Below are 26,729 nucleotides of genomic sequence, written 5' to 3'. Positions count from 1 at the left end.
CATGCTTACGCGCCGTCATTTTCTCGCTATCTCAGGTGCCTCGGTGTTGATGCCGGGGCCGGGACTGGCCGCAACAGGAATTGAAACGCTCGGCGGCCCGGCTTTTGGTACCTATTGGCGCCTGACAGTGCCGAATGCTATTGCGAGCACAGTTTCCCGGCCCCAGATCACCGCCATAATCGAGACGGTCGACAGGGTGTTTTCCCCCTACCGGGAGGACAGTGAACTCACTGCAATCAATCGCGCCGACACGCGAGATTGGCTGCCTGTATCGTCCGCGTTCAATGCGGTCCTCGGGCACGCACTCCAGATCGCGCACCGGTCGGGCGGCACATTCGATCCGACGATCGGTCCTGTCGTCGCCCGGTACGGTTTCGGTCCGATCGAGGCAGATGCCTGGGGCAACTATGCGCAAATCGGATCTGGCGACAATCGTGTGCGCAAGAACGATCCCGGACTGTCGCTCGACCTGTGCGGCGTTGCCAAGGGTTATGCCCTTGCGGCTATGGCGGCAAATCTGGAGCGTCAAGGCCTGACAGATTTCCTGCTCGATCTGGGCGGCGAACTGATGGCGCGCGGCGTTCATCCTTCCGGCCGCGATTGGCAGGCGGGTGTCGAGGGGCCAGATGGACAACTCGCCCTTGGTGTCCGTCTCGATGGGCGGGCGATTGCAACGTCCGGCATTGCGGCGCAAAGCTACGGATTGCCTGGGCAAGAGATAAGCCACATCATCAATCCGCTGACCCAACGTCCCGTCAGTGGCGCGACGTTTTCTGTCACCGTTCTCGATCACGATGCCGCATCGGCAGACGGTTGGGCAACGGCTCTGATGGCGATGCCTTTCGAGAAGGCCATCGAGACGGCAGAATTGTTCGATATCGATGCACTTGTTCTCGTTCGTGACGGCAACAAGGTTCGTGCGCTGACGAGCGGCAATTTCGCCGATTTTCTTTTGACCTGAGGATTTGCCATGCAGATCGTTCTGACACTCGCGATATTCCTCCTTGCCTTCGGTGGGCTCGCGCTTGGCGTGATGGCGGGCCGGGCGCCAATAAAGGGCTCGTGTGGTGGGTTGAACTGTCTCAAGGGCATTGAATGCGGGGCCTGCGACAGGAAGGCGGGAGGAGGATTGAAATGATCCGGTTTTTGACCGTCGAGAAATTCATGGTGAGCGACATTGCCACGCTCACGCCAGAAACCGAAATCGGTCAAGCTGCCCGGTTTCTCGCGGATCGTGGAATAGCAGGCGCGCCGGTGGTCGATGCAGGCGACGAGCTGGTCGGTATTCTCACAAAAAAGGACTGCTTCAAGGCCGCGCTCAATGCGGCCTATTACGGCCAATGGGGCGGCGCCGTCGAACGCTATATGACCAAAGACCCCGAGACGCTCGATATTGCGCTCGACATCGTTTCGGCTGCCGAAAGATTCATCGCGCGTCCCTATCGTTTGTTTCCGGTGACTAGAGAGGGCCAAATGGTGGGTGTGCTGAGCCGCTCCGATCTGCTCAAGGCATTTCTCGATGTGCCCAGCATCCCCGGTAGCTAGGGTGTCGGTGCCCTCAATCTACTCCGCCATTATCTCCGCCGGATCGTCGAGTGCCTCGAGAAGTTTTTCGGCGGCGCGTTCATAGTAGCTCTGGGCTGCTGCACCATCCGCAGCGACCAAAATACCGTCGCGGTGAATGTCGCCGAGCCTGATGAGCGCATCGATATGGCCCAGGGCTGCCGCCTGCTCGAAGGCTTCGATCACGCCGGGCGCATCGGGCGGCATCAGTTCAGGATCGGACAGCATGTCGCCAAGCGTCATCCAGGCGCCGATATCGCCTGTCTCCGCCAGCGCGCGGATTCGCGCCAGCCCGCCTGCCACATCTGCAGGCGTGCCTTGCCCGTAGGCCAACATGATACCGACCTCCTGGTCTGCAACGTCCAAGCCGTTATCGGCAGCGCTCTTGAAGCTTTCTAGCGACGCTTCGAGATCGGGTGTTCCTGCTTCCGGGTCACGATAAAGGTATCCCAGTCTCAGCATTGCATAGGCGTTTCCGGCTTGTGCCGATTGCTCGAAAGCTGAAATTGCGCCGGGCAAGTCCCACTCGTCTTGATCGCCTCGCGTGAGTAGATCACCGATTTCATAATAGCCTTGTGCCGGATCCGCCTGGGCAGCGTCTTCAAGGAGCGCCAATCCTTCTTCCCGCGTATTGCCGTCCAGCGCGCCTTCCATCATGAGAACACCAAGGCGCCGATTTGCCGTGTTGCTGCCCTCGGTTGCCGCCTGCCGATAGTAGGCCGCAGCGCTTTCAAGATCGCGCGGCATTACGCCCTCTGCGCCGGAAGCCAAGAGGTCGGCAAGGCTCAGTGTTGCATCGATGTCTCCTGCTGCGGCCAGATCTTCCAGCATCTGGATGCCAGTTGCAGTGTCACGAGCGACGCCCTGGCCAAGCACAAGCGCTTCGGCAACCGCAATACTGCCTGTTACGCTTCCCAACTCAGCTGCACGCGAAAAGGCTTCGTAGGCCGCCGTAGGATCAGGTTGGATCGGACCGCCATATCTGTAGAGCGTGCCAAGCCGCTCCCAGGCATCGACCCGTCCGGCTTCACCTGCTGCCATGTAAGCGGCGACCGCCCCCAGCGGATCCGGCTCGGTGATGGAGGGATCGAGTTTGAACTGGGCGAGACTGATCATGGCGGCGCTTTCTCCTGCAGCCATCAATCGCTCAAGCGTTGCCATGCCCTCCTCGATGTTGCGCGATGTTCCCTGGCCAAGGATTTGCATTTCCGCCATGCGCAGTTCCCCGGTCGGGTCGCCGAGCAATGCGGCACGCGCGTAATAGAAAAAGGCTCGCGTATAGTCGCGTTCGACGATGTCATCCTGGCTCAGCAAATCTCCAAGCCGGACGAGAGCGAGCGTTTCGCCCGCCGCCGCAGCATCCAGATAGATGCCTTGCGCACCGGCGGGATTGAGTTCGACCGGCGCCGCCTGTGCGAAATGCAGAGGCGGCAGCACAACAGCGATTGTCTGATCGTCGGCCTCGTGGGTCAAAGTGCTGTAATAGTCGCGCGCGATGACCGCATCCGTATGTCCGATGCCGCCATCGCGATATAGATCGGCCAATTCGATCAGGGCGGCGCCCGCGGTTTCCACCACCGGCGGGCGTGTGCTCGGGCTTGTGGAGAACACCGAATACGGCGAGATCTGCGAAAGGCTTGAGCGGCTCTGCGCGGCGCCGTCGGTTGAGTGGCCGGCAAACATGAGGGCGGCGCCGAAAAGCAGCGCGGCCGGGCGCCATGCACCGCTTTGCACCCACCTGAAAAGGCGCCATGCACGGATCGGCACGCTGTCTAACGGCGGCGCCGTGCGGATGTCATCGCCGTCCAGTATACGCTCAAGGCGCGCTTCATCAATGTCCTCGGTCGCGATGATACGCGAAAGGGCATAGGGGTCTTCATCCAGCGCACTCAAGGCATGGGCTACACGGCAGGCGGAGAGAAATCCGGCGCGTGCAACGATGTCGCGGACGCGCTGGGTAGAATAACCATGAGGATAGGCGAAAGAGATGGGTGCCTGACCGAGCCAGTCGGAGAGCAGGTTGCGGCTGGTCGTCACTTCGTAGGCAACAGCGGACTCGTCGAGCAGATCGAGTTGGGGATGAGTGTGGGTATGTCCCCCACACTCAATCCCCGAACCGGCCAATGCCCGCAAGTCGGCTTTGCTGAGCATTGGCCGATTACCTTCATCGAGGTCGGCAAGCCAGCGTGCCGTCTCCCCAATATAACCTGTGGCGACGAACAGGGTGGCCGGGATGCCAAGGCGCTCAAGCACCGGCACGGCGCCACTGGCAAAGTCGGCCAGTCCGTCATCAAAGGTGATGGCAGCTATAGGTTCGCTTACACGGAACGTATCGGACCTGATCTTCATCAATTCGCTCATGGTCACAAAGCGGTAGCCATAGGACATGACGGCTTTGAGCTGCGCCTCGAAACGGGCGGGCGTGACCATCCAGCGCCTATAGGCCGGGGCGCAATCCTCACCGATGCTGTGATACATCAGGATCGGGATGGGCATGGCTGGACCCTTATACCTGATGCCCGGAAACCGATGTCCGCGCATAAGCGCGTTCAGCGCTTCGAGCAACCTGTCTGCGGCTTCTGAAATAGGCTGAAAAACCTGCAAGCATTCCCCTGCGTTCCGCCCATTTGAGCGATGCCGGATAGTCGGTTGGCAGGCGTACATTCTTGCTGGAACCCGGTCCAAGAATATGGAGAAGCGCTGCAGGGAAGCCCATGGCATATGCCAGCGCCGCTTGCGGGTGATCGAGAAGCGTTTTCGTCAGATAGGCGCCTAGCCCCACACCGTAGCCGTGAGCCTGGCCTGCGATACCTTCTTCATTGCGCCGGTGATGATGCCAGATGATGGCTCCGGGTTCATAGGCTAGCTGGAAGCGGGCAAGGATGACTGCGGTAAAGGCGGCCAGATCATCACCGCCGCGCGCAATCGTTCCTGCGCCAAGCGCGGGATCGAAACCACCGATCGCGTCAAGGGCAGCGCGCGAAAATGCCATATTGGCCCCGGAGCCGAATGCTCCTGCCGCATATGGGAAAAGTGGGCTCTGGGGGCGATGGGCGCCCAAGTCGAACAGTCGGGGCGCAAAACCCTTCCCGAAGCCGCCGTGAGCCTCGATCCAGTATTGGGCACGCGTTTCCAATTCAGCAGGCAGGATCAGTCCGGTCACGCACCCGATGCGCCTGTCGCGACCAAAGGCAGTGCCAATCACATGCAGCCAATTGCGATCGATAAGCACATCGTCATCGGTAAACGCCAGCAGGTCAGTCCGTGCGCCAGCAATGCCGCGATTATGCGCCAAGGCCAGACCAGGCAGCGGTTCGTGACGATAGCGAATGTCGGTATCGGCATATTTCTGGGCAATCAATTCGCGCGTTGCGCTTGTAGCGGGTGCGCTATCGACCACATGAATTTCAAATTCGGGATAGGATTGGGCCAGCAGCGTATCGAGGCAATTGGCAAGCATCTCCGGCCGGTCCCGCGTAGCGATAACGACCCGTGCGCTCGGCAACTGCTTGATAACACTTGCCTGAACGGTCTGGCGCGGCACCGTGCAGGCTTTTGCCAACAGGGGGGACAGCTCTTTTTCCGGAATGGTCGTCCCGCATACCGGCAGCGTAGCGATGCCGACCGGGGTTCCATGATTGCGGACCAAGCAGAACGCAGCGCCATAAACCTTCCCGGTTTCCGGATCGACGCCCGCCAGATCTCCGAGAGGCCCGGATACGTCGAACTCGGTGATTTTGAACGGCGCAAATACGGGTGCGGCATGTGTGGCCGGAGCCTTCGTGCGCCTCAATCGTGCGCCCAGAAAGGCCCCGGCCGTCATGCCGAACCCCGCGATAATTGCGCCAGACTTACGCAAAGCGCCCGGCCCGCCGAAGAAGCCTTTGAGTACGCCTGTTGGAAGGGTGCGGCGGACATAATCCCTTTCGGACTTCAATCCGCGCCCAGTTCCTGTCTTTGCCGATAGCGCTGCCTTGGACCGTCCTTCGGACCGGCAGCGTTTGGCAAAATAGGACCATTTGGTGCGTTCAGGTTCGATGCTGTGGCTTACGCGAACAGCCGGATCGTAAAGTATATGGCCAAGGGGAAATGCCGTTTGCGCCCGGATGCAGAATTCGGTTTCTTCGCAACCTGCAGCATCGGACCCGACACGGCCAAGCTCGGTTGAAAAACCGCCGCAGATATCAAAGACGGCACGGCGGAAAGACATGTTGCAGCCGATCAGGTTTCGCACAGGGGCAACAGCGTCCGGTTGGCCACGGTAGCTGCATCCGATAACCCAGTCGAACTCCTCGGGCCACCATAACGGGCGTCCGGCGGGCCAGATCGGTTCTATATGTCCCCCGACAGCCAAGACATGCCGGTCCTTGTAATGGTGGACAAGCGTTTCAAGCCAATTGGGTGAGGCCAGGGCATCGTCATCGATAAAGGCAATAATGTCGCCCGAGGACGCCCGAACGCCAGAGTTGCGCGCTCCGGAAAGACCGGTTTCGCATGTGTTTGCAACGACACGGGCTGACGATTTCTCCGCCTTTATTTGCTTGAGCAGATCGGGATTATGATCCACGACGACGATCAGTTCGTGGGCCGGGAACGTCTGCTTTACAACGGAGGCAACCGCTTTGCGTGTCAGCGGAAGCCGGTCAGTCGCATGCGTGCAGATGATAACAGAAACTCTGTCCATCTCGGAAACCTCAATGCCGGGGCCGGCTACTTGTTCAGTGCTGTTGTGTTCTGGCTATCCGGGCTTGCGGTTCCCTTTGAGGTTTCTGAAAACTCAATTGCACGATCTTTGACAGAACGCGCCAACCGTCGGGGATGGTTCTCAAATTGCTCTTGCCATGGATGCGGCGCATCTCGGTGCTGGCGACTTCGGTGATTTTCAGATCGGTCAGCAGAGCCTGCACATTCATGCTGGTTTCGATTTCAAAGCCGACATCGTCATCAAGCGACATGCGGTCGAGGACGTCGCGCCAGAATGCTGCGTAGCCATAGCAAAGGTCGGTGAAATTGCCCCCGAACCGCAAGGATACGAGCTTTACAAAGCCCCAGTTGCCAAGCCTGCGATACCATTCCATGTCGAGAGTGCCGCCTCCCTGCAGAAAGCGCGAACCCTTTACAAAGTCCGCCCCGGAGAGCAGAGCGCCCACAAAGGCCGGAATTTCTCTCGGGTCTGTCGAACCGTCAGCATCCAGCATGATGATGATGTCACCTTTTGCTGCGCGAAAGCCTGACATAAGCGCCGCCCCCTTTCCGGGCCGGTCCTGACCTACGACAACAATATCGGGCACCAGCTTTCGGGCAATGGCGACGGTATCGTCCTTGGAGTTTCCATCCACCAGAATGATCTCATCAACCCATGTCGGGATATAGGGCAATACATGGGGCAGATTCTTTGCCTCATTCATTGCTGGTATTACTACGGATATTGACGGAGATCGTCCATTTTGTGCACGATGACTGCGGGGATTGGTGGTTTGATTGGAGTTGCGACGCACGAAGATATTGGAGTCAAATTTCATTGTACCCCCCGTTGGCGCCCCGCCTAGCGCGATGCTGAACCGAAAATCGGATAAAAACGCCTACATTGGCGACCCATAGCGCCGCCAAACACAACCATGGGCTGTGGCCAGCCCGATACCAGGAAGTTTCCGGAGTAGTTTGACGTCCCTCAAATAACATCCGGTTAAAAATATGTTAATATAGATGGATGCTTTAAGTAAAGCTTATTTTTGATTCGGCCTTACAATTTGAATATTATTTTCTTCTACTAAGATGCGGCGACATTTATTCGCCCGCGCCCATTTTTCAAGCACCTGTTTCGTAATGGAAAATGGCCGTTGCAACCTTGTTCCATAGCTCAATCGTTTGTGTGTCAGGGTGACATTTGCGGGGCATCTCGCTAAAGTCGCATTTGTGAATAATTAGCAACGTGTACTCTCGCCGGTCTTGGTGGAATAGTGGTTTAATCGTGACAGACAAATTTGATCCTGAAATCTTTGCCGAGTGGCAAAGTCTTGTTACTGCATGGGATAAGGCAGAACGCGAGCTCAAAGAATTACAGGCCGCTCGCGAGCGAGACGCCGACGGCTCGGACGCAAAGCGCGACGACGATCCGCGAGAAGCTCAATTGGTTGCGGAACTGGCCCAACTCAAGGCTGATATCGATACGCTTGTTCTCCGAATTTCCGGAACGCGCGATACCTCGTCGGAAGAAATGGTTGTGGCCTTGATCGATACAAAGCCCGACAACAAGACCTTTGCCGAGATGGTTCGAGAAAAGCTGGCTCGGCACGTACAGGGCCGTTAGAGCGCGTCCAGCAAAAGCACTCCCTCGGACGCGATCCGGGGGGAACGGTTTTCCGGTTCGGACACGCGACAAAGCAACGACTTTGAGCCAGGGATTTGGGCGCGTCAAAGCGCGCAATCACGCGATTTCTATATCGCCATTATTTCCAGCAGGCGGATGAGCACATAGGTTGCCGCGATGCTGCCCAGCACGACGGTGGCGATTGTGTAATTGCCGATAGCCGTTCGGTATAGTCGTGGTTCTGTAGCCGTCAGCCCTTCCCGTGTGCCGATAATGATCAGCAGAATGGCAAGCAGCACAAGGCCGACGATGTCCCGGCCCGACGGAACGAACCTTGGTGCGGGATCGATGCCGACAGCAACATTGATCACGCTATCGGTAACAGGAACAAGTTCGATCCAAACCTGAGCAACCGTGGGTAGTGCCGAGAGCGCTTCGTAAAGAATGGAAATGCGATCGGGGGAATAGGGCTCGTCTGTCGGCAGTGGCACATCGCCAAGAATGGCCGGATCGATGCGTTCCCACACGCCTTCAACCGAAGTGGTTCCAATTGTCGCGCGTGTCCCGGTCTCTATGACGATCTCCATGGTGACCAGTCTGGTCTCCGCATGAAGATCAAGAGTGCCAAGCCGCACCTGGGCGAAGGGATATCCCGACTGGCCAAGCAGCCATGTTGTGACGTTCATGAGCGAGTCAAAGTTCATGCGCGTTGCCGGTTCGCCAGGCGCACGCATGACGAGATCGGTCAGCACCTGCGGCAGTTCACCAGAAGACGCTGTGTCGATGCCATGCAGCCGTACAGTGCCGATGGTGTATATGGGACCGGCATCAACTTCGATCTCATAAGTTGCTGCGGTCTCGCCCGACCCTGAGGCCGGTGCCAAGGTAACGACAGCCTCATGGTAGCCGGCATCTCTGAGTGCGTCGATAAGGCGCTCCTGCTCGCGCTCGGCAAGATGATCTCGAGAGATCGGCAAGCCGGACGAGCCAAAGCCTCCGAACGCCATAAGTTGCTCGAGCTGGTATCGCTGCCGGACGATATCGTCAGGTGACATTGCCGGGCCGGGCACGGGCACTGCCTCAAAGACGATGGCATCTTGCGCGGCAAAAGCCACCTTGAGGTCCGGCGAGGCCATCAACTTATCGACGACCTCGGGCAGACTCGAGCCTGGCAGAAGACTCATCGCCTCGTAGAAGGCGGCGTGGCTGCGGGTGAAAATCGCATAGGCGGCAGGACCGTCATGTGTACGTAGCCAACTGGCCAACAGGCGTGCGGGATCTGTCAGCACCTCGTTGAGACTGGTGCGAAGCTCTTCGGACAGGGGCACATATATAAAGTTTTCGTAGTTCTGGAACTGCATCGGGTAGTTGGTGGCCGCTTCAATCAGAAGCGTATCGGGTACGGGGTCGGCATAGATCCATTTCGCTGCGGCGACCTCGCCATCGGTGAATGCGTATTGAGCATCCTTGCCATTGTTGGCGAGGATGAATGCGCCGCACAGCGTCGACAGAAAAAGCGCAAGTGCCGTTGCCTTGAATGCGGTGAACCGGCTTTTGGGATGGGGGAAAAGCAGGCCAGCGGCAAAAAAGGCAAGAAAGGGCAGCATGAAGAAATAAACACGAAACAGGATCTCGCCGCCATATGACGTGGAGATCGCAAGCGGCACCGGGGCCAATGCTAGTACCGCGGCAATGCCGTCTCGATAGCCGTGCCGCAATCTCAACAAGCAACCCGCCATCGCCGCTAAAACGATAACGACAACCACCGATCTGCTGGCCAGCGACACAAGGCGTTGCCCATCGCTCACTTGCCTCCAGTCAACAACAGCGCCGAAGGTTGCGTCGCCAATTGTGCCGAACTCGCCGATCATCGCCGGTAAAACCTGCCCCATGAAAGGATCGGCGATGAAAAACAGCCAAAGCATTTCGGCGGCAATGGCAAACAAAAGGAAACCGATTGACAGTCGGCCGATTGCAAATAGCCCTGCGAACATCGCTATCATCAGGATGGGGGTCAGTTGATGGCTTGCGGTAATGGCGAGGATAAGCACCAGGACCGTCACCACGGCCGTAACCTGATGCGCAGTTGGTAGGCGTTGGGGCAGAACCGGAGTACGGCGTGTCGACCAGAGTTGCAGGCGCCAGAACACGAACCGCAGCGGGTGAGCATTCGCGGGTGGGCGAGGGGGGATTGAAGCCAGAGGGCCCAGGCAGAGTGCCAGTACGATCAGCAGCAGAAAAAAGACGGTTCCCTGCGGCGAGAAATAGTCCTGGCCAACCCAGTTGCCGACAATGAACAGCGCAGTGGCTGTCCATACCAAGCGCCGGTCGGTTGAGAGGCGTCGGAAAATATAGGGCAGTATGCTTGCATAAAGCAGGTTGAGGCCGAGCGGAAAAAAGCGCGCGATCTGCGACATTTCCAGCGGGTCGATCTCGAATATTTTTCCAATGTTGGCAAAGATCAGAAAGAATCCTGGCCAGTTGTGATAAGCGGCTAGATAACGCGAGTATTGATCGATTGTGCCAGTGCGCTGGATAAAGTCTATGACCCCGAGATGTTTCCACGCCCAGGAGTATCGCAGATTGTCGTAGACGATCGCGGCTGTGCCATGGAGCAGGACCACGAACATGATAATCATCACATAGGGGGCGAGGCCTGTTTTGACCTTTGCGCGCAGCGTCAGGACAAAGCCGATTGCAACAAGTGCAAAGGCCGGCGCCATGGTCCAGGGCATGGCCGTGAGCAAGCCGAGCTGGCCGAGGTCTTGCGTGTCGATGAGGGGAAGGCTCGCCAGCCAGAATGCTATCGCTGCGGCCAGACAACTCCAAGGCAACATCTGGTCGGCGAGGTTGGCGATGGTACCGGCAGGCCTTACCACTTGGGGGCTTTTCGATACCATTTGGTCGCCATTTCTACCCGAAGCATATGTCATCGGAACGCCTCGTACTGCTCGTTCGATATGGCGGCCAGTCGATGCTTGTCAGAAGTGCGGGCGTGGGGTGCAGTGCGGGCGTCTGTTTCGGCAGGTCGGCCGGATAGCGACTGTGACCGGGTTCTTGCGCCATTATCGCGATGGATACCCAGCCTCGACATCACTGTGCCCTTTGCCAGATCCTGACATAGTCGATCAGGAACTCCGCAGGAAATTGCGTGCTGCTGTTTGGCGATCCGGGCCAGGCGCCTCCAACCGCCAGGTTCATTATGAGATACATGGGCTCGCGCGGGATGGCACTGGCATTGGTGAAGCGCCACTGCTCCACGCCGTCCAGATACCAGATGATTGCGTTGGGCGACCACTCCAGCCCATACACATGCCAATTTCGCGACAGGTCGGAAACGGTAACGCGCCGGTTTGCGGTTCGCTTCTGGCCGGCATCGGCGCGATAGTGAAAATGCATTTCGAGCACGTTTGGCCGATGTCCGATAACTTCCATGATGTCGATTTCCGGCAAATCCCGATGCGTCGATGGCATTAGCCACAATGCAGGCCACAAACCTCGGCCCGACGGAATACGTGCCCGGATTTCCACATAGCCATATGTAAAGGAGAACCTGTCGGAGCGATGACGTTCGGCGTAATCGCGCCCCGTCGTGACCATGCCGGAAGTGTAGGGAAACAGACGACCGTTAATGCCGCGAACCTGTTGCTCGCGTGCCGTCAGCACCAGAGCGCCGTTGCGAAACGAAATATTGCCAGGCAGATACCAGTTGAGATTGGGATTGCCCAGATTTGTGCAGCCACCGTTGTCCCACCAATAACATCGGGTCCATTTGGAACGGTCAAGAACGCCCGAAGTGAACTCATCGGTGAACACCCGTCGCCAGCCGCTGCCCCCGCTTATGGGGCCTGCAGATGGCGCGGCGGTCGGAACTGCGTTCGGTGCAACTTGGGCTTCCTCCGTAACGGTTGCAATGGGGCTGACGGATCTGAGTGGAACACAAGAACTTGTCGCGCCAGACAGCACGAGGAAACCGATACCCCAGAACCAATAGCTATACCGAGAAGTCATGTCTCGCATCAGCGAGCGCATTTTCGCCAACCATACGGAGTTGCGGACAATACTCATGTCCGTCCAAACTCGTCATCGAGGCGGATTATGTCGTCTTCACCGAGATACGAGCCTGTTTGCACCTCGATCAGTTCAAGCAATATCTTGCCGGGATTGGCCAGCCGATGCACGGCGCCCTGGGGGATGTAGATGCTTTCATTCTCGCGCAAAATGCGGATGTCCTCGTCGACCTGCACTTCCGCTGTGCCGCGGACCACGACCCAGTGCTCGGCCCTGTGATGATGCTTTTGCAGGCTAAGGCGCTTGCCAGGCTTGACAAACAGCCGTTTGACCTGAAATCGCTCGCCGTTGAGCACTGACGAATATCCCCCCCAAGGGCGATACATGGTGCGATGGCATTCCGCGAGCGCCAGTGTTTTCGGTTCGGCCTTCAGCACCTTTACGATCTCGCCGACATTCTGGGCGCTTGAAAGTCTGCCCACATATATGGCGTCCTCGCTTGCCAGCACCGCAACATCATCGAGTCCATCGACCACAACATGCTGGTTCTCGCTAACAACCAGAGCGTTGCTTGTCTGGTTAAGCAAGCCAGATCCGCGTAGCGCATTGTTCTGCCCGTCGCGTTCTGATGCTTGCCAGACTGCATCCCAGGACCCCAGATCGGACCATTTGATTGGTGCGGGTACCACAGCGACAGCATCGGACTTTTCAAAGATCGCATAGTCGATGGAAATGGCTTCAGCGCCGGCGAAGTGGTCTTGGTCGAGCCGTAGGAAATCGAGATCGCGCCGGGCATGGGCAATCGCGGCCTCGACGGATGAAACGATTGCCGGGGTCAGCCGTTGTGCCTCGTCGAGCATTACAGCCGGGCGAAACATGAACATTCCCGAGTTCCAGTAATGACCGCCCGCCGCGATCATCGCGTTGGCTGTCCCGACATCCGGCTTTTCGACAAAACGCGCAACGGACAGGACGCCGGGCGAAATCTCTTTGCCCGCCTCAATGTAGCCGAAGCCGGTCGCCGGGCCGGTTGGCGTTATCCCGAAGGTGACCAGCTTGCCATCGTGGGCTGCGTGGTGCGCGGTCTCAATTGCGCAGTGATAGGCCCGATCGGCTATTATTGCGTGGTCGGAAGCGAGTACGTAGAGGCAGGCGGAGGGGGATCGATGTTGTGCAGCGAGCGTTCCCGCGATTATGGCTGGTGCCGTGTTTCGCGCAACCGGCTCGAGGACGATGGCGCCGGGAGCAACGCCGATTTCCTGCGCCTGGTCGGCCACAAGAAAACGATATTCGTTGTTGGTAACGATGATTGGTGGCTCATATCGCACCGGGTCGGAAACCCGCAGCAAAGCCTGTTGAAAGAGTGAATGCTCGCCGATCAGGGTAAGAAACTGTTTCGGTCGCGATGATCGCGACATGGGCCATAACCGGGTGCCAGCGCCCCCTGCAAGGATAAGGGGCACGATCTTTTCATGGCGGCTCATCATATTCATGGTGCCGCTCCCAAGCCAAGTTGCGGAGTGGTGACCATGACTAGGCGATCAGGCGACGAGTAAAGGTAAGTAAAGTCTCGTACCGGGTCGCGGTGCCTATTCCGGTAGCTGCATTCTGCAACACGCATATGACGTCCCCAATAGAAGCAATTGTCTTGAATATTCTTCTATCCGGTTGGCGCCGCTGCTTTTTTCCTCGTTTTATCTGGTGCTTTTCCAGTTTGGAGGTCAAAAAACCAATCCGTAACGACCCTTATAAGCTAATTTAATTTTAACACCAAGGCGACAAACTTTCGTTACTTCAAAGCAATTGCCAAATTTCCGATATTGACTCTGTATCGTGTCTTCGACAAATTATTGTCCGTTTGAAAAACAGTATCGTACAATCTTTGTCATCTCGGAGAAAAGTCGCTCTGGGTGCAATTTTTTGTATGCTTGATCTTAATTCTGGATATTTTATCAAATGGCTTCGGCTACTTCGGCGCGAAGTAGTCGGGTAGGCGCTGTCGCCCGAGAGCAAGGTGACTGGTGATCTTGCCAACATGGTTTCGCAGGGCCGTTTCTGCCGCGCCAGCGTCCCTATCGTAGATGGCTTGAGCAATTTCCCGATGCTCGATCAGGTTGATGTCGATTGCGGCATCGAGTGTCATGTAGCGCACGCGGTCCAGTTGCGCTTTCTGAGCATCGATCAGATCCCACACAAACTCGACCTCGCATAGCTCTGCGATCTTGCGGTGGAACGCGTCATCGAGCGCATGGAAGGTTCTGAGGTCTTTTGCGAGGACGGCGACAGCCTGTTGCTCGAGCAAGGGCTCGAGCACGTCGCGCCAATGCGGTTGCGCTAACCCGGCTGCCCGTCGCATGATTTCCACTTCAAGCGCTTCGCGGATGAATTTGGCATTCAGTACGCTCTTCTCGGAAATTCTTACGACACGGGTTGCTTTGCGGGCTTGAACGGAAACCAGCCCGGCTTCCGCTAGCCGGATCAGGGCCTCGCGTACCGGTTGGCGCGACACGCCAAACCGCACCGCCATTTCCGATTCCGAAACGGGGTCGCCGGGTTTGAGGACGAGGCGCACGATTTCGTCGCGCAGAACGGCAACGATGCGCTCGGCATTGGTTTCTTCGGACGGCGATATGGTTTGCGCATAAGTTATCATACAAAATTTTCAATCAGTCAGTTGACACGTTCGACAATCTTCCATACCAGTTTAGGGGCGTTATACGCTAAAGGAAACTGAAAAGTCGATCCTTGCGATATTTCGCAATGGGAGTTTTGCCATTGGCGCCTTTGCCAAGAAAATGGCGCCAAAGATTTGGGAGGAAGTTATGAATGCAATGCTGAAACTGGGTGTCTCTGCCGCAGTTCTCATTAGCTTGTCGGCGGCAGCAATCGGTCAGGAGATCGTTCTGCGCTCATCGGACACGCATCCGGACGGTTATCCAACGGTTGAGGCTGTCAAGTACATGGGCGAATTGCTCATGGAGCGCTCGGATGGCCGTATTTCAATTGAAGTCTATCACTCCGCTCAACTCGGCGAAGAGGCCGATACGATCGAGCAGACCCGGTTTGGCGTTATTGATATGAACCGCGTCTCGCTTGGGCCATTCAACAACCTTGTGCCCGAAACCAAGGTGCCGTCACTGCCCTATATCTTCCGCTCAGTAGAGCATATGCGCACAGTGATGGATGGGGAAATTGGCGATGAAATTCTGGAAGCCTTCGAGCCGCACGGCCTGATCGGTCTTGCCTACTATGATGCTGGCGCGCGTTCGTTCTATAATTCGCGCGTTCCGGTGGCTTCCGTCGAAGACATGGCCGGGCTGAAATTCCGCGTTATGCAGTCGGATCTCTTTGTTGACATGGTCAATGCCCTTGGTGCTGACGCTGTGCCGATGCCTTATGGTGAAGTTTATTCGGCAATCCAGACCGGGGTTATCGATGGTGCGGAAAACAATCCGCCAAGCTATGAATCTTCGGCTCACGCTGAAGTGGCCCGTTACTATACGATGGACGAGCATCTTATTGTTCCAGAAGTGCTGGTGATCGCGAAGTCAACCTGGGATGGCCTTTCGGCTGAAGATCAGGAGTTGATCCGCCAAGCCGCCAAGGACAGCGTTGCTCATCAGCGCGAACTTTGGGATGCCGCCGAAGCAGAAGCAATGGAAGTGGTCCGCGCGGCCGGTTCGGAAATCATCGAAGTGGAAAAGCAACCCTTCATCGATGCGATGGGCCCGGTTTACGAGCGCTATGTCGATACCCCCGAATTGCAGGATCTTGTCGCCCGCATTCAGGCTGTCCAATAGGCCGCTGATTTCGTTGGCGCCGGGTCTCCGGCGTCAATTTTCTTGAGCTTGGCGCGGGTGGAGCAAAGTGCTCTTTCGCGCCAATTTTGATTGTGCAACCGGTGCCATCTCTTGCCAATTTCTGGCGCCAACAGGCATCGTAAGACGGGGAGGGGCACATGCAGAAGCTGTTGCGCGGCTATAGCGCCACGCTGACCCTATTGGCGACGCTGGCGCTTTGGATTGCCGGGGTCGGGCTGGTCATGATGACGGCGGCGGTGGCCTGGCAAGTCTATGGGCGATATGTGCTGGGCACAACGCCCCGTTATACCGAGGCACTTGCCGTGATGTTGATGGCCTGGTTCATCTTCCTCGGCGCGGCTGTAGGGGTGCGCGATCGGTATCACCTCGGCTTTGACGTGCTGCTCTATTTCGTGCCCTACAGAGGCAAGCTGATTTTGCGTACGATTTCCGATGTCGTGGTTTTCGGCTTCGGCGCGGGGATGGTGATTTACGGCATCCAACTCTCGCAAGGCGCCTGGTCTGCTGCAATTCCGACTCTTGGGGTGCCGGGCGGTCTGTCGTTCTTTCCCATCATCACTGGCGGTGCGCTTGTTTGCCTGTTCTGCATCGAACGGCTTGCCTTGAGGCTGTCGGGTCAAAACCCCGATGACGATTTCAGTGATCCCGATGCTGCCGAGCAGCAAGAAACCAAGGCATAGCTGCGATGGAACTCATTATTCTCTTTGGTACTTTCGTTACGCTGCTGCTGATCGGCACGCCAATCGCCTTTTGTCTCGGCGTAGCCTCGTTTGTCACCATTCTCTTCATGGGGCTGCCGCCGGTCGTAGTGTTTCAGCGCCTCAACTCCGGGGTTTCCGTCTATTCGCTGATGGCCATCCCGTTCTTCATTTACGCGGGTGATCTGATGGTGCGCGGCGGCATTGCCGCACGGCTCGTTGCCTTTGCCGGCTCGCTGGTCGGGCATTTGCGCGGCGGGTTGGGGCAGGTCAATATTGCGGCGTCCACCATGTTTGGCGGGATTTCAGGCTCAGCCGTCGCAGACGCATCGGCTATCGGCGGCCTTATGGTGCCGCAGATGAAAAAGCGCGGATATGGCGTTGATTATGCCGTCAATATCACCGTGACCTCATCGGTCATTGCGCTGATGATCCCTCCCTCGCACAACATGATCATCTATTCGATCTCGGCGGGCGGACGCATATCCATCGCCGATCTTTTCACCGCCGGTATCATTCCCGGTGCATTGCTGGCGCTTACGCTGATGACGGTGGCATACTTTGTGGCCGCAAAACGGGGCTATCCCACCGAGAAGTTTGCGGGGTTCCATACCGTGCTGCAACTTCTTGTTTCAGCCATTCCGGGGTTGTTGCTGATCGGCATCATCTTTGGAGGCGTGCGGTCGGGCGTTTTCACGGCGACCGAAAGTTCGTGCATTGCAATCGTCTATGCGCTTTTGGTGACGCTCATCATTTACCGCTCGATGGGCTGGCGCGACTTTGTCGATGCGACGCTGGGGGCGGTCCGCACTACGGCCATGGTCCTTATGGTGATTGGCTGCGCAGCGACGTTTGGCTGGCTTTTGGCCTATACCCGCGTTCCGGCGTCGCTGGTGGCCTTCATGCAGACGATTTCGGACAACCCGATCATTGTGCTGCTGCTGATCAATGTGCTGCTGCTGTTTCTGGGCAGCTTCATGGACATGTCGCCGCTCATCATCATCACAACGCCGATATTTCTGCCAGTTGCCGTGGCCTATGGCATCGATCCGGTGCATTTCGGGGTGATCATGATCCTGAACCTTGGAATTGGGCTCTGTACGCCTCCGGTCGGCGCCGTGCTGTTTGTTGGCTGCGCGGTGGGCAAGATACCCATATGGACCGCTATCAAGACCATCTGGCCATTTTATGGGGCATCGGTCGGCGTGCTGCTGCTGGTGACTTACATACCGCAGATCTCTCTCTGGCTGCCGTCATTGTTCCGATAGCCACTCCACGTGATTCAGGTCAAGGGCGAGCCTTGCAGCGCCCTTTACATTTCACCCGCAATAGATGTATGACAAGTTTGAACTTGTATGGAAGAAGGAGTCTCACATGAGCCGGACGCGTTATACGATCCGTTTTGCTATCGATCCGCAAACCGGTGCGTCTTTCGATACCGAAGGGCTACGCGAGCATTTTCTGATCGAGGATCTGTTTGAAGCCGACGTGGTATCGCTGACCTATACCCATTACGACCGCATGATCGTTGGTGGAGCATTACCGGTCGATACGAGCCTGCCGCTGGAAAACATCAAGCCCAATGGCACCGAGAATTTCCTCGACCGGCGCGAGTTGATCGCCGTCAATATCGGCGGGGCAGGGACAGTTTCGGCCGATGGCACCGATTACGAACTCGGGCCTCGCGATATGATCTATATCGGCATGGGCACCAAAAGCGTCAGTTTTGCTTCGGCCGATGCTGCCAAGCCTGCCAAGTTCTATATCCTGAGTGCTCCGGCGCATCAAAGCTATCCCACAAAGCATATTCGCATCGACGATGCCAAGCGGCTGGACCTGGGGGCGTCGGAAACTTGCAACGAGCGCTCGATTTTCCAGTTCACCCATAGTGTGGAGACCTGCCAACTCGTTGTGGGCATGACCATGCTGGCGCCGGGATCGATCTGGAACACCATGCCGGCGCATGTGCATGACCGGCGTATGGAAGCCTATCTTTACTTTAATCTGGCCGAGGATCAGCGGGTCATTCACCTGATGGGTGAACCCAAGGAAACCCGGCATCTGGTTGTGGCCAATGAGCAGGCGATCCTTTCACCAGCCTGGTCGATCCATTCCGGCGCCGGCACGGCCAATTACACCTTCATCTGGGCGATGGCCGGGGACAATGTCGATTACACCGATGTCGAGATGGTCCAGCCTGGGGATCTGCTCTGATGGATTTGTCGGCCTTTTCGCTCAAGGGCAAAACGATCATCGTGACGGGTGCCAATACCGGCATCGGACAGGGAATCGCGCTGGCCATCGGTCGCGCCGGTGGCAATGTCATCGGTGTCGGTCGCTCTTCGATGGACGAGACGGCAACGCTTTTTGCCCAGATCGCGGGATCGGAGCAGAGCTTTGCCGAAAGCCTACTCAATCTCTCCGATCACAAGGCGGCTGCATCCATGATCGATGCGGTCTGGGATAAGCACGGCCCGATTGCCGGAGTGGTCAACAATGCGGGGATCATCCGGCGCAATGATGCGCTGGACTTCACCGAGGACGATTGGGACGCGGTGATGGATATCAACCTCAAAACCGCGTTTTTCATCTCCCAAGCCTATGCGCGCAGGGTCGTCGCGCTGCCGGAGCCCAAGGGCAAGATCGTCAACATCGCCTCGATGCTGAGCTTTCAGGGTGGCATTCGGGTCGCGTCCTACACGGCCTCCAAGAGCGGTATTTTGGGCCTGACGCGGCTTTTGGCCTGCGAATGGGCGCAACGAGGTATCAATGTCAACGCAATCGCGCCGGGCTATATCGAGACCAACAATACCGAAGCACTGCGCAACGATCCTGAACGCAATGCTGCGATTTTGGGACGGATTCCGGCGGGGCGTTGGGGTGAACCCTCCGACATTGGCGATGCAGCGGTGTTTCTACTGGCGCGGGCGTCCGACTACATGCATGGCGCTGTGGTGCCGGTCGATGGCGGCTGGCTGGCGCGATAAACACAAACGGGACGATAAACAATGCCTCTTGATGCTGCTTTCATGACTGCCGATGACGGTGAGTGGACAAGCCCGGAGCCGGGTGTTACCCGCCGGATCATGGTCTATCGCAAGGAAATGATGATGGTTGAGGTTGTGTTTGAGGACGGTGCCGTGGGCGCCGCTCACTCCCATCCTCATATTCAATCAAGCTATGTGGCCGAGGGGACGTTCGAGGTCACAATCGACGGTGTTACCCAGACGCTGCAGCAGGGCGGGAGTTTCATCGTAGCGCCCAATCTGGTTCACGGCGTCCGCGCGCTCACGCCAGCGCGGCTGATTGACGTCTTCACACCAATGCGCGATGAGTTTGTATAAATGAAAAGGCCGGGCACTAGTGTCCGGCCTTTTTTGAGCAAGTCTGTTTTTCATTGAATTGCAGAATTGCTCTAACTCTTTTTGTGTGGCGTGTCCGAACCGAAAAACCGTTTCCACTCTCGGATCATGTCCAAGGGCATGTTTTTGCTAGACACGCTCGGCTGTTCAGAACTTGAAGAGCTTTTCCGGGTTGTCAACGAGTGCCAGCTTGCGCGCATTGTCGTTCGGTAGCCAACCCAGAACCGTGTCGATAAGATCGGCATCATCGGGGTAATCTTCGGTACGCCTGGCATTGTTGTGCGGCCAGTTGGTGCCCCAGATGATACGCTCTGGCGCATAGGTAGCGATTTCACGCGCGACGGCGGCGATGTCGTCGTAATGGGGACCGCCGGTCAGTGATGATTCATAGCAGCCGGCAAATTTGAACCAGCAATTGTCCTTGTCGATCAGCCGCTTGACGGCATCGATCTGCGGGCTGTCGGGTGTTACGCCAGCGAAGAATTTGCCGTGGTGATCGAGTATCCAGTCGCTTTTGAGCGCTGAAAGGCGCGGCTCGTGGTCGAGGATGTGCGAACCGTCGAACTGGACGGCGATGCACCAGTCATAAGCATTTGCGCGCGCGTCGATCCCCTCAAGGCCATCAAGTCCGATGGCGCCGCCGGGCAGGTCCATGATCCGGGCACCGACAATGCCAGCGTCGGACAGGCGCAGCATTTCATCATCGCCCGTCTCGCCAGTGACTACAGCAACGCCGCGTGCGCAGTCGGTCATTTCCTTCATGCAGGCGAGAAGGCAAGAATTGTCGAATTGATGCGCATTGCCTTGGGTAATGACCACACGATCAATGCCCAGCCAATCCATTGTCCTGCGGTAATCGGCTGGCGTTGGCAGCGGATCGGGCGGTAGGCCCGGCCCACCGGGCAGGGCCGGGAAGCCCGGCAGATACATGTGCATCTGCGTATCGATCGTGCCCTTGGGCATATGGGTGTTCGGCTTGATACCGGAATATTTGCGTTCGAGCATAATCAGGCCTTTGGCGCGAAGTCCTTGAGAGCATCGCGGTTGATTTCGATCCCGAGGCCGGGGCCGTTGGGGATGGCGACGATGCCGTCCTGATGTTCAAGCGGTTTTGTTACAACGGCCTGCCGGAACGGGTTATCGGTGCGATCAAATTCGAGAATAGGCTCGATGGGGTTGTTCCGCACCGGATTGGGCACCATCGACGCCATGAATTGTAGCGATGCCGCGATCTGCACCGCTGTTCCCCAGACATGGGGCACGAGGCGCACGCCATGGAGAGTGGCGAGATCGGCAATACGTTTGATCTCGGTAAAGCCGCCACAGCCGCAAATATCGGGCTGGATGATGTCGACACAGCGGGTTTCGAGCGGTTCGCGCATACCCCAGCGGGTGTGCCAGGTTTCTCCACCTGCGACGGGCAGCGGCTGGCCTGCGCGCACGGCGCGGTAGGCATCGAGTTGCTCGGGTACCACCGGCTCCTCGAACCAGTCGATACCGTAATCGGCGGCGCGTTTGCCCACCTCAATGGCTTCGATCACATCATAGCCGTGATTGCCATCGATCATCACGCGCATATCGCCGCCAGCGGCGTCGCGAACGGCCTTGATGACGCGCAGATCTTCTTCAAGGCCAAAGCCGACCTTGATTTTCGTGGCGTGAAAACCCTCCTCACGGTAGCGGGCGACATCCGCGGCGTTATCCTCGACGCGATCCACGCCATCGCGCTTGAACGAACCTGTCGCATAGGCTTTTACGCTGTCGCGGAACCGACCGCCCAAAAGGGTGGAAACGGGAACGCCGAAATGCTTGCCCTTGATGTCCCAAAGGGCGATGTCTATGCCCGACAGCGCCGTAATCGTCAGCCCGCGCTGCCCCTGATCGCGCAAGGCATTATAGAGAACGGCCCAGTGCTTTTCAGTTTCGAGCGGGTCTTTTCCGATCAGCCATTGGCGATAGGTCTGGACAATCGCGGCATTTGGAACGGCCGGGCCGAGGCATTCGCCCCAGCCTGTGGTGCCGTCATCGCAGATGATCTCGACAAGCACATGCACGCGCTTGTCGAAGCGCATCGAGGCACTTTCAAAGGCGGTGTCGAGCTTGTGCTCGAGCAGGTGGGTGCGAATGTCGGCTATCTTCATCTTTTATACGGCGCGATCAGCTTTGCCATCATGGCCTCCTCCTCGGATGTCAAATCCGATAGTGGCGCACGGACTGGTCCGGCGTCAAAGCCTTGCAGGCGTACACCTGCCTTGATGGCGGCAACCGCATAGCCTTTGCGACGATTGCGGATCGCCATGAAGGGGTAAAAGAAGTCCTTGAGAATCTGTTCGCACCGGGCGCGATCGCCGCCGCGCAGAGCCTTATAGAACTCAACAGCAAGGCCGGGAACGAAGTTGAAGACAGCCGAGGAATAGGTGGTGAAACCGGCGCCGAGATAGGCCTCGGCGAACAACTCGGCGGTTGGCATGCCGCCCAGATAGGTCAGTCGGTCGCCCATGGTTGCGGTGATCTGGCGGACAAGGCCGATATCGCCCGAACCGTCCTTGAAACCGACGAGATTGGGGCAGGTATCGCAAAGGCGCTTGAGCGTATCGGGTTGGAGAATGGAATTGTCGCGATTATAGACCATGACGCCCATGCCGGTCGCATCGCACACGGCTTTGACATGGTGATAGAGCCCTTCTTGCGGTGCATCGATCAGGTAATGGGGCAGCAGGAGAATACCGTCGGCGCCGGCCTTTTCGACCGAACGGGCGATGGATACTGCGATCTCGGTGCCATAGCCGCAGCCTGAAACAATAGCTGTTTTCCCGCCTGCCGCTTCTTTTGCAACTCTGACGATTTCTGGCACTTCTTCTGGAGCAAGGGAGAAGAACTCGCCCGTGCCGCCGGCGGCAAACAATGTGGTTGCCTCGAAATTGGAGAGCCATTCGACGTGGGCTGCGTAAGAATCAGGCTTGAATTTGCCTGCTGCATCGAAATGAGTGACAGGGAAAGAGAGCAAGCCAGCCCCAAGGGCGTGCTTTAGAGCTTGCGGATCCATAAGTGATTAATCCTTGTGCCAGAAGCCTATAGTTTCTTCCGACATACAAAGATGAATGACTTGTGTCAATCACTTGTATGATAGCTTTAGGTTGTGGTGCCTTTTTGCAGGAGGGCCCGATAGCGACGTTGGCTACCCTGAAGGTGCTCGCGCATGGCGTCACGGGCTGCATCGGCATCGCCGTCGGAAATCGCCGCAACGATGCGGGCGTGTTCCTCGTGAATCTGGTTGAGGTAAGTGGGGCTGGGGCGGTCGGCGGTTGAGGTTTTCAGGGCCGCCCGAGGGATAGCATTTTCGCCCATTAGTTTCATGAACTCGGCAAAGCGGGGATTGTTTGTGGCTTGTGCGATGGCCGTGTGCAGAGCGAAATCGGCAGCGCTGGTTGGCTTTTGCGCGTCAATGCAGGCTTTGACCGCGTTGTGGCAATCGATAATTTCTTCTTCCTGGGCCGGCGAGCGGCGCATTGCGGCAAGCCCGGCAGCTTCCACTTCCACAGCACCACGCAACTCAAGCATTTCAATCAGTGATGAGATGCGCGCGTGATCGACATTCTGAAAGGGCAGGGCGGGAGGGGCTACAGGTTCAAGAACGAACACGCCGGCACCGCGCCGGGGCTCTACAAGTCCATCTGCCCGCAGTGCCGCAATAGCCTCACGCACGACAGTTCTGCTGACGCCATGTGTTTCCGTCAGTCTTGCTTCGCTGGGCAATTTGTCGCCTGGCTTAAAATCCCCGGCGCGGATGGCGTTCCGCAGGGTTTCGGAAACCTGGACAACCAATGTGCCGCTGCGGCCGGTGCCGTTATTTTCTATATGTTCGGTTTCCATTTTGCCTCGAGAATTGCCTATTTTCGATTCTCTATCATACAAGTGCTCGAATCAGACACTTGCGCGTGCGACAAGTCAAGTGAACGCGGAGTTTTCGCGCCGGTCATAAGACAGATTGACTGAACTTGTGCTATGAGTAAACTGCCGCGCAAATTTTCGGGCGTTGCCCGGCCAAGCGAACTGTCTCGCACGACACTCATTGCAACGCAGGGGAAAGCCTTGAAACGACTTCTTATCACCGGAGCCTCGGGTGGGCTTGGGCGCGTGGCTTCGGCCAGATTGGGGCATCTGGCAGAGCACATTCGTCTTTCCGATGTTATGCCGCTGCCTTACACACCCCCCTCACAGGCAGAATTCGTGCAGTGCAATCTTGCCGATGCGGATGGGGTGATGAAACTGGTCGAGGGGTGCGATGGCATCGTGCATCTGGGAGGCATTTCGACGGAGCGCAAATTTTCCGAGATTCTGGATGCCAACATCTTGGGCATGCGTAATCTTTATGAAGCGGCGCGGGCTCATGGCATGCCGCGAATTTTCTTTGGAAGTTCCAATCATGTGACGGGCTTTTACCCGCAAGACGAGCATGTCGATCTCAATTCGCCTTACCGGCCTGACGGCCTGTATGCGGTTTCCAAGTGCTTTGGCGAAGCCTTGGCACGGTTCTATTTCGACAAGTTCGGGCAAGAGACGGCGATGGTTCGAATCGGCTCGTGCTTTGAAGAACCTACCGACTATCGCATGCTTGCCACATGGCTCAGCTATGATGATTTTGTTGCGCTCGTGGAACGGGTGTTCGACGTGCCGCGGTTGGGCTGCCCGGTGATCTGGGGTGTGTCAGATAATAGCAGGGCATGGTGGACCAACGAAACCGCGACCTATATAGGCTGGAAGCCGCGCGACAGCGCCGATAGGTGGGAGGCCACCTTGAAGGCGCAGGGCAAGTGGCCCGATCCGGAACATCCGCTGGCCAAGTGGCAGGGCGGAAACAATACGCAAGATCCTATAGTCAAGGAGGACTGAGATGAGTTTTACCCCCCACGGCAAACATTTGATTGCAGGAGAATGGGTTGCCGGGGATGCGACTTTCCAGTCGGCCCCCGCGAGTGGCTCAGCCCACGCGTTTGCGGTCGGCACGGTCGAGAATGTGAACGCTGCTTGCGAAGCGGCAGAAGACGCATTCTGGTCTTATGGCTATTCCGGCCGGGAAGAGCGCGCAAAATTCCTCAATACAATTGCCGATGAAATTGAAGCGCGTGCAGAGGCGATCACGCAGATCGGCACTGAAGAAACCGGTCTGCCCGAGGCCCGGTTGAACGGTGAGCGCGGGCGCACAACCGGCCAGTTGCGCCTGTTTGCCGAACATATTCTCAAGGGCGATTATCTCGATCGTCGCCATGACAAGGCACTGCCTGACCGGCAGCCGCTGCCACGCCCGGATCTGAAAATGGTCCAGCGCCCGATTGGCCCGGTTGCCGTGTTCGGTGCGTCCAATTTCCCGCTGGCCTTTTCGACCGCCGGTGGCGACACGGCCGCCGCGCTTGCTGCGGGGTGTCCGGTGGTGGTCAAGGGGCATTCCGCCCATCCCGGTACAGGTGAAATTGTCGCCGAAGCTATCCATGCTGCGCGCGAGAAACTTGGATTGCATCCTGGGGTTTTCTCGCTGATTCAGGGCGGCAACCGCGAGGTCGGTTCGGCTTTGGTTCAGCATCCCAATATCAAGGCGGTCGGGTTTACCGGCTCGCTTGGCGGCGGCCGCGCGCTTTTCAATCTTTGTGCTGCGAGGCCAGAACCTATTCCGTTCTTTGGCGAACTGGGTTCGGTCAATCCGATGTTCATTCTGCCTGAAGCGGTCAAGGCGCGCGGCGCCGAGATCGGCAAGGGCTGGGCCGGTTCGCTCACCATGGGTGCGGGTCAGTTCTGCACCAATCCAGGTATTGCCGTGGTTATTGAAGGCAGCGATGCCGATGCTTTCGTTAGCGCTGCAAAGGCTGCACTTTCGGAAGTCGGTCCGCAGACAATGCTTACCGATGGCATTGCCGAAGCGTTCCGCTCGGGACGTGACCGGGTTGCAGCAACGGCAGGGGTCCAGGAACTGCTGACCTCGACCTGCGATTTGCGCAATGCAACGCCAAATCTTTACGAAACCACTGGTGAAAACTGGCTGGCCAATCACGAGCTTGGCGAAGAAGTGTTCGGTCCGCTCGGCCTAGTGGTCACGGTCAAGAGCGCCGATGAGATGCGCAAAGTTGCCAAGAGCCTGCAGGGGCAGTTAACCTGCACACTGCATCTCGACCAAGGCGATGCCGAGCTTGGTAAATCGCTCATGCCGATCCTTGAGCGTAAGGCTGGACGTGTGCTTGCCAACGGGTTCCCGACGGGCGTTGAAGTTGCCGATTCAATGGTTCATGGTGGACCTTACCCTGCATCAACCAATTTCGGCGCGACCTCGGTTGGAACGCTCTCCATCCGGCGCTTCCTGCGCCCTGTCTGCTACCAAGCTTTACCGGATGCGCTTTTGCCAACCGATCTGCAATAGTCAGGCCGCATAGGCAACCCAGTTGAAGAGGCGGCGGGCTGATGAGCCACGCCGCCTCTTTTTCGTCTCTTTGACCGATTATCCGGCTGCATCATATTTTTCCAGAATGTTCGGAATGGAGGCGGTCCGTTGCTGCAATGGATAAAACTTATTCTCGTCGTTTCACTCGCTGCGACGCCTTTTGCATCGGTTGCGCAGGATTTGCCTTCGCCTGAAGGCTTATGGGAAGTGGACAGCGAAGACTCCCGTTACGAAGTCGAGCTTTGCGGCGAGGATAACGATCATCTCTGCGGGACTTTAGTGTGGCTCGGCGACGGTGCCGACAACGAAGACAACCGGCCCTACCTCAATACGATGATCGTCGATCACGCCGTGCCAGTCGATGAAAACGAGTGGGAAGGCACGCTTGAGCTATTTGGTCATAGTGCCAACGGCACAATTGAGCAGATCGATGCCAATACAATCGAATTGGTGGGCTGCACTTTGCTGATTGTCTGTAGATCCTACCGGCTGCATCGCATTTCCTGACGTTGCTATTTCGATTGTTCCGTGTTG

At 57.4% G+C, this 26,729-nt stretch carries 23 protein-coding genes; 12 read left to right on the top strand and 11 right to left on the bottom strand.

Annotated elements, in window-relative coordinates:
- Position 1 precedes the first annotated feature (1 nt).
- Both EO133_RS17905 and EO133_RS17900 read left to right on the top strand, forming a co-directional pair.
- The gene (locus EO133_RS17905; RefSeq protein ID WP_127074016.1) at positions 2-961 is read left to right on the top strand and encodes an FAD:protein FMN transferase; all 960 of its coding nucleotides are present in this window, start codon (positions 2-4) and stop codon (positions 959-961) included.
- Between the two features lie 173 nt (positions 962-1,134).
- Positions 1,135-1,545, top strand: a complete 411-nt coding sequence (locus EO133_RS17900) for a CBS domain-containing protein (RefSeq protein ID WP_127074015.1) — start codon at positions 1,135-1,137, stop codon at positions 1,543-1,545.
- A gap of 18 nt (positions 1,546-1,563) precedes the next feature.
- Here the strand turns inward: EO133_RS17900 and EO133_RS17895 are convergent, their stop codons facing one another.
- From EO133_RS17895 to EO133_RS17885, 3 genes are read right to left on the bottom strand one after another with little or no spacing between them, the layout of a single operon-like run.
- Positions 1,564-4,059 (bottom strand): polysaccharide deacetylase family protein, encoded by a 2,496-nt coding sequence (locus EO133_RS17895; protein WP_164735086.1) that lies wholly within the window; start codon positions 4,057-4,059, stop codon positions 1,564-1,566.
- Between the two features lie 10 nt (positions 4,060-4,069).
- Positions 4,070-6,247, bottom strand: coding sequence for a glycosyltransferase family 2 protein (locus EO133_RS20355; RefSeq protein WP_164735085.1), 2,178 nt, complete (start codon positions 6,245-6,247; stop codon positions 4,070-4,072).
- Positions 6,248-6,281: 34 nt separating this feature from the next.
- Positions 6,282-7,085: a glycosyltransferase family 2 protein gene (locus EO133_RS17885; protein ID WP_127074013.1), complete on the bottom strand. Its 804-nt coding sequence runs from the start codon at positions 7,083-7,085 to the stop codon at positions 6,282-6,284.
- A 449-nt stretch (positions 7,086-7,534) separates the two neighbouring features.
- Here EO133_RS17885 and EO133_RS17880 point away from each other — a divergent pair, with 449 nt between their 5' ends.
- The gene (locus tag EO133_RS17880; RefSeq protein WP_127074012.1) at positions 7,535-7,873 is read left to right on the top strand and encodes a hypothetical protein; all 339 of its coding nucleotides are present in this window, start codon (positions 7,535-7,537) and stop codon (positions 7,871-7,873) included.
- Between the two features lie 128 nt (positions 7,874-8,001).
- Here EO133_RS17880 and EO133_RS17875 read toward each other — a convergent pair whose 3' ends face one another.
- From EO133_RS17875 to EO133_RS17860, 4 genes are all read right to left on the bottom strand, one after another.
- Positions 8,002-10,773: a BamA/TamA family outer membrane protein gene (locus tag EO133_RS17875; RefSeq protein ID WP_127074011.1), complete on the bottom strand. Its 2,772-nt coding sequence runs from the start codon at positions 10,771-10,773 to the stop codon at positions 8,002-8,004.
- 193 nt (positions 10,774-10,966) lie between these two features.
- On the bottom strand, positions 10,967-11,884 hold the full coding sequence (locus tag EO133_RS17870) for a glycoside hydrolase family 16 protein (RefSeq protein ID WP_164735084.1): 918 nt from the start codon (positions 11,882-11,884) through the stop codon (positions 10,967-10,969).
- 53 nt (positions 11,885-11,937) lie between these two features.
- Positions 11,938-13,368, bottom strand: a complete 1,431-nt coding sequence (locus tag EO133_RS17865; protein WP_127074048.1) for a mannose-1-phosphate guanylyltransferase/mannose-6-phosphate isomerase — start codon at positions 13,366-13,368, stop codon at positions 11,938-11,940.
- 482 nt (positions 13,369-13,850) lie between these two features.
- Positions 13,851-14,537, bottom strand: coding sequence for a GntR family transcriptional regulator (locus EO133_RS17860; protein ID WP_127074009.1), 687 nt, complete (start codon positions 14,535-14,537; stop codon positions 13,851-13,853).
- A gap of 169 nt (positions 14,538-14,706) precedes the next feature.
- Between EO133_RS17860 and EO133_RS17855 the strand changes: the two genes are divergently transcribed.
- The 6 genes from EO133_RS17855 (at position 14,707) to EO133_RS17830 (ending at position 19,747) form a co-directional block, all read left to right on the top strand.
- Complete coding sequence (locus tag EO133_RS17855) at positions 14,707-15,684, top strand: TRAP transporter substrate-binding protein (RefSeq protein WP_206513546.1); 978 nt, start codon at positions 14,707-14,709, stop codon at positions 15,682-15,684.
- A gap of 158 nt (positions 15,685-15,842) precedes the next feature.
- The gene (locus EO133_RS17850) at positions 15,843-16,385 is read left to right on the top strand and encodes a TRAP transporter small permease (RefSeq protein WP_127074008.1); all 543 of its coding nucleotides are present in this window, start codon (positions 15,843-15,845) and stop codon (positions 16,383-16,385) included.
- Between the two features lie 5 nt (positions 16,386-16,390).
- Entirely contained in the window at positions 16,391-17,671 is a 1,281-nt protein-coding gene (locus EO133_RS17845) for a TRAP transporter large permease (protein WP_127074007.1), read from the top strand.
- Positions 17,672-17,777: 106 nt separating this feature from the next.
- Complete coding sequence (kduI, locus tag EO133_RS17840) at positions 17,778-18,617, top strand: 5-dehydro-4-deoxy-D-glucuronate isomerase (protein WP_127074006.1); 840 nt, start codon at positions 17,778-17,780, stop codon at positions 18,615-18,617.
- Positions 18,617-19,390: a 2-dehydro-3-deoxy-D-gluconate 5-dehydrogenase KduD gene (gene kduD, locus EO133_RS17835; protein WP_127074005.1), complete on the top strand. Its 774-nt coding sequence runs from the start codon at positions 18,617-18,619 to the stop codon at positions 19,388-19,390. The genes kduI and kduD overlap by 1 nt, the downstream gene beginning before the upstream one ends.
- A 21-nt stretch (positions 19,391-19,411) precedes the next feature.
- Complete coding sequence (locus EO133_RS17830) at positions 19,412-19,747, top strand: cupin domain-containing protein (protein WP_127074004.1); 336 nt, start codon at positions 19,412-19,414, stop codon at positions 19,745-19,747.
- 165 nt (positions 19,748-19,912) lie between these two features.
- Here EO133_RS17830 and EO133_RS17825 read toward each other — a convergent pair whose 3' ends face one another.
- The 4 genes from EO133_RS17825 to EO133_RS17810 all read right to left on the bottom strand — a co-directional run bounded on the left by EO133_RS17825 (position 19,913) and on the right by EO133_RS17810 (position 23,638).
- Entirely contained in the window at positions 19,913-20,770 is an 858-nt protein-coding gene (locus EO133_RS17825; RefSeq protein WP_127074003.1) for an amidohydrolase family protein, read from the bottom strand.
- Between the two features lie 2 nt (positions 20,771-20,772).
- On the bottom strand, positions 20,773-21,906 hold the full coding sequence (locus EO133_RS17820) for a mandelate racemase/muconate lactonizing enzyme family protein (RefSeq protein WP_127074002.1): 1,134 nt from the start codon (positions 21,904-21,906) through the stop codon (positions 20,773-20,775).
- Entirely contained in the window at positions 21,903-22,811 is a 909-nt protein-coding gene (gene kdgD, locus EO133_RS17815) for a 5-dehydro-4-deoxyglucarate dehydratase (protein ID WP_127074001.1), read from the bottom strand. Before kdgD ends, EO133_RS17820 begins: the two co-directional genes overlap by 4 nt.
- An 86-nt stretch (positions 22,812-22,897) precedes the next feature.
- Positions 22,898-23,638 carry a FadR/GntR family transcriptional regulator gene (locus EO133_RS17810; protein WP_127074000.1) on the bottom strand — a complete coding sequence of 247 codons (741 nt, stop codon included), beginning with the start codon at positions 23,636-23,638 and terminating at the stop codon, positions 22,898-22,900.
- 219 nt (positions 23,639-23,857) lie between these two features.
- Here EO133_RS17810 and EO133_RS17805 point away from each other — a divergent pair, with 219 nt between their 5' ends.
- The 3 genes from EO133_RS17805 (at position 23,858) to EO133_RS17795 (ending at position 26,702) form a co-directional block, all read left to right on the top strand.
- The gene (locus EO133_RS17805) at positions 23,858-24,658 is read left to right on the top strand and encodes an NAD-dependent epimerase/dehydratase family protein (RefSeq protein ID WP_127073999.1); all 801 of its coding nucleotides are present in this window, start codon (positions 23,858-23,860) and stop codon (positions 24,656-24,658) included.
- Position 24,659: 1 nt separating this feature from the next.
- Positions 24,660-26,174 carry an aldehyde dehydrogenase (NADP(+)) gene (locus EO133_RS17800; RefSeq protein ID WP_127073998.1) on the top strand — a complete coding sequence of 505 codons (1,515 nt, stop codon included), beginning with the start codon at positions 24,660-24,662 and terminating at the stop codon, positions 26,172-26,174.
- A gap of 129 nt (positions 26,175-26,303) precedes the next feature.
- Positions 26,304-26,702, top strand: coding sequence for a DUF2147 domain-containing protein (locus EO133_RS17795; protein WP_164735083.1), 399 nt, complete (start codon positions 26,304-26,306; stop codon positions 26,700-26,702).
- Positions 26,703-26,729 lie beyond the last annotated feature (27 nt).

This window comes from Pelagibacterium lentulum (assembly GCF_003992625.1).
Taxonomy (GTDB): Bacteria; Pseudomonadota; Alphaproteobacteria; order Rhizobiales; family Devosiaceae; genus Pelagibacterium; species Pelagibacterium lentulum.
The sequence above is the reverse complement of the archived record's forward strand: the minus strand, read 5'-3'. Positions and strand labels throughout refer to the sequence as shown.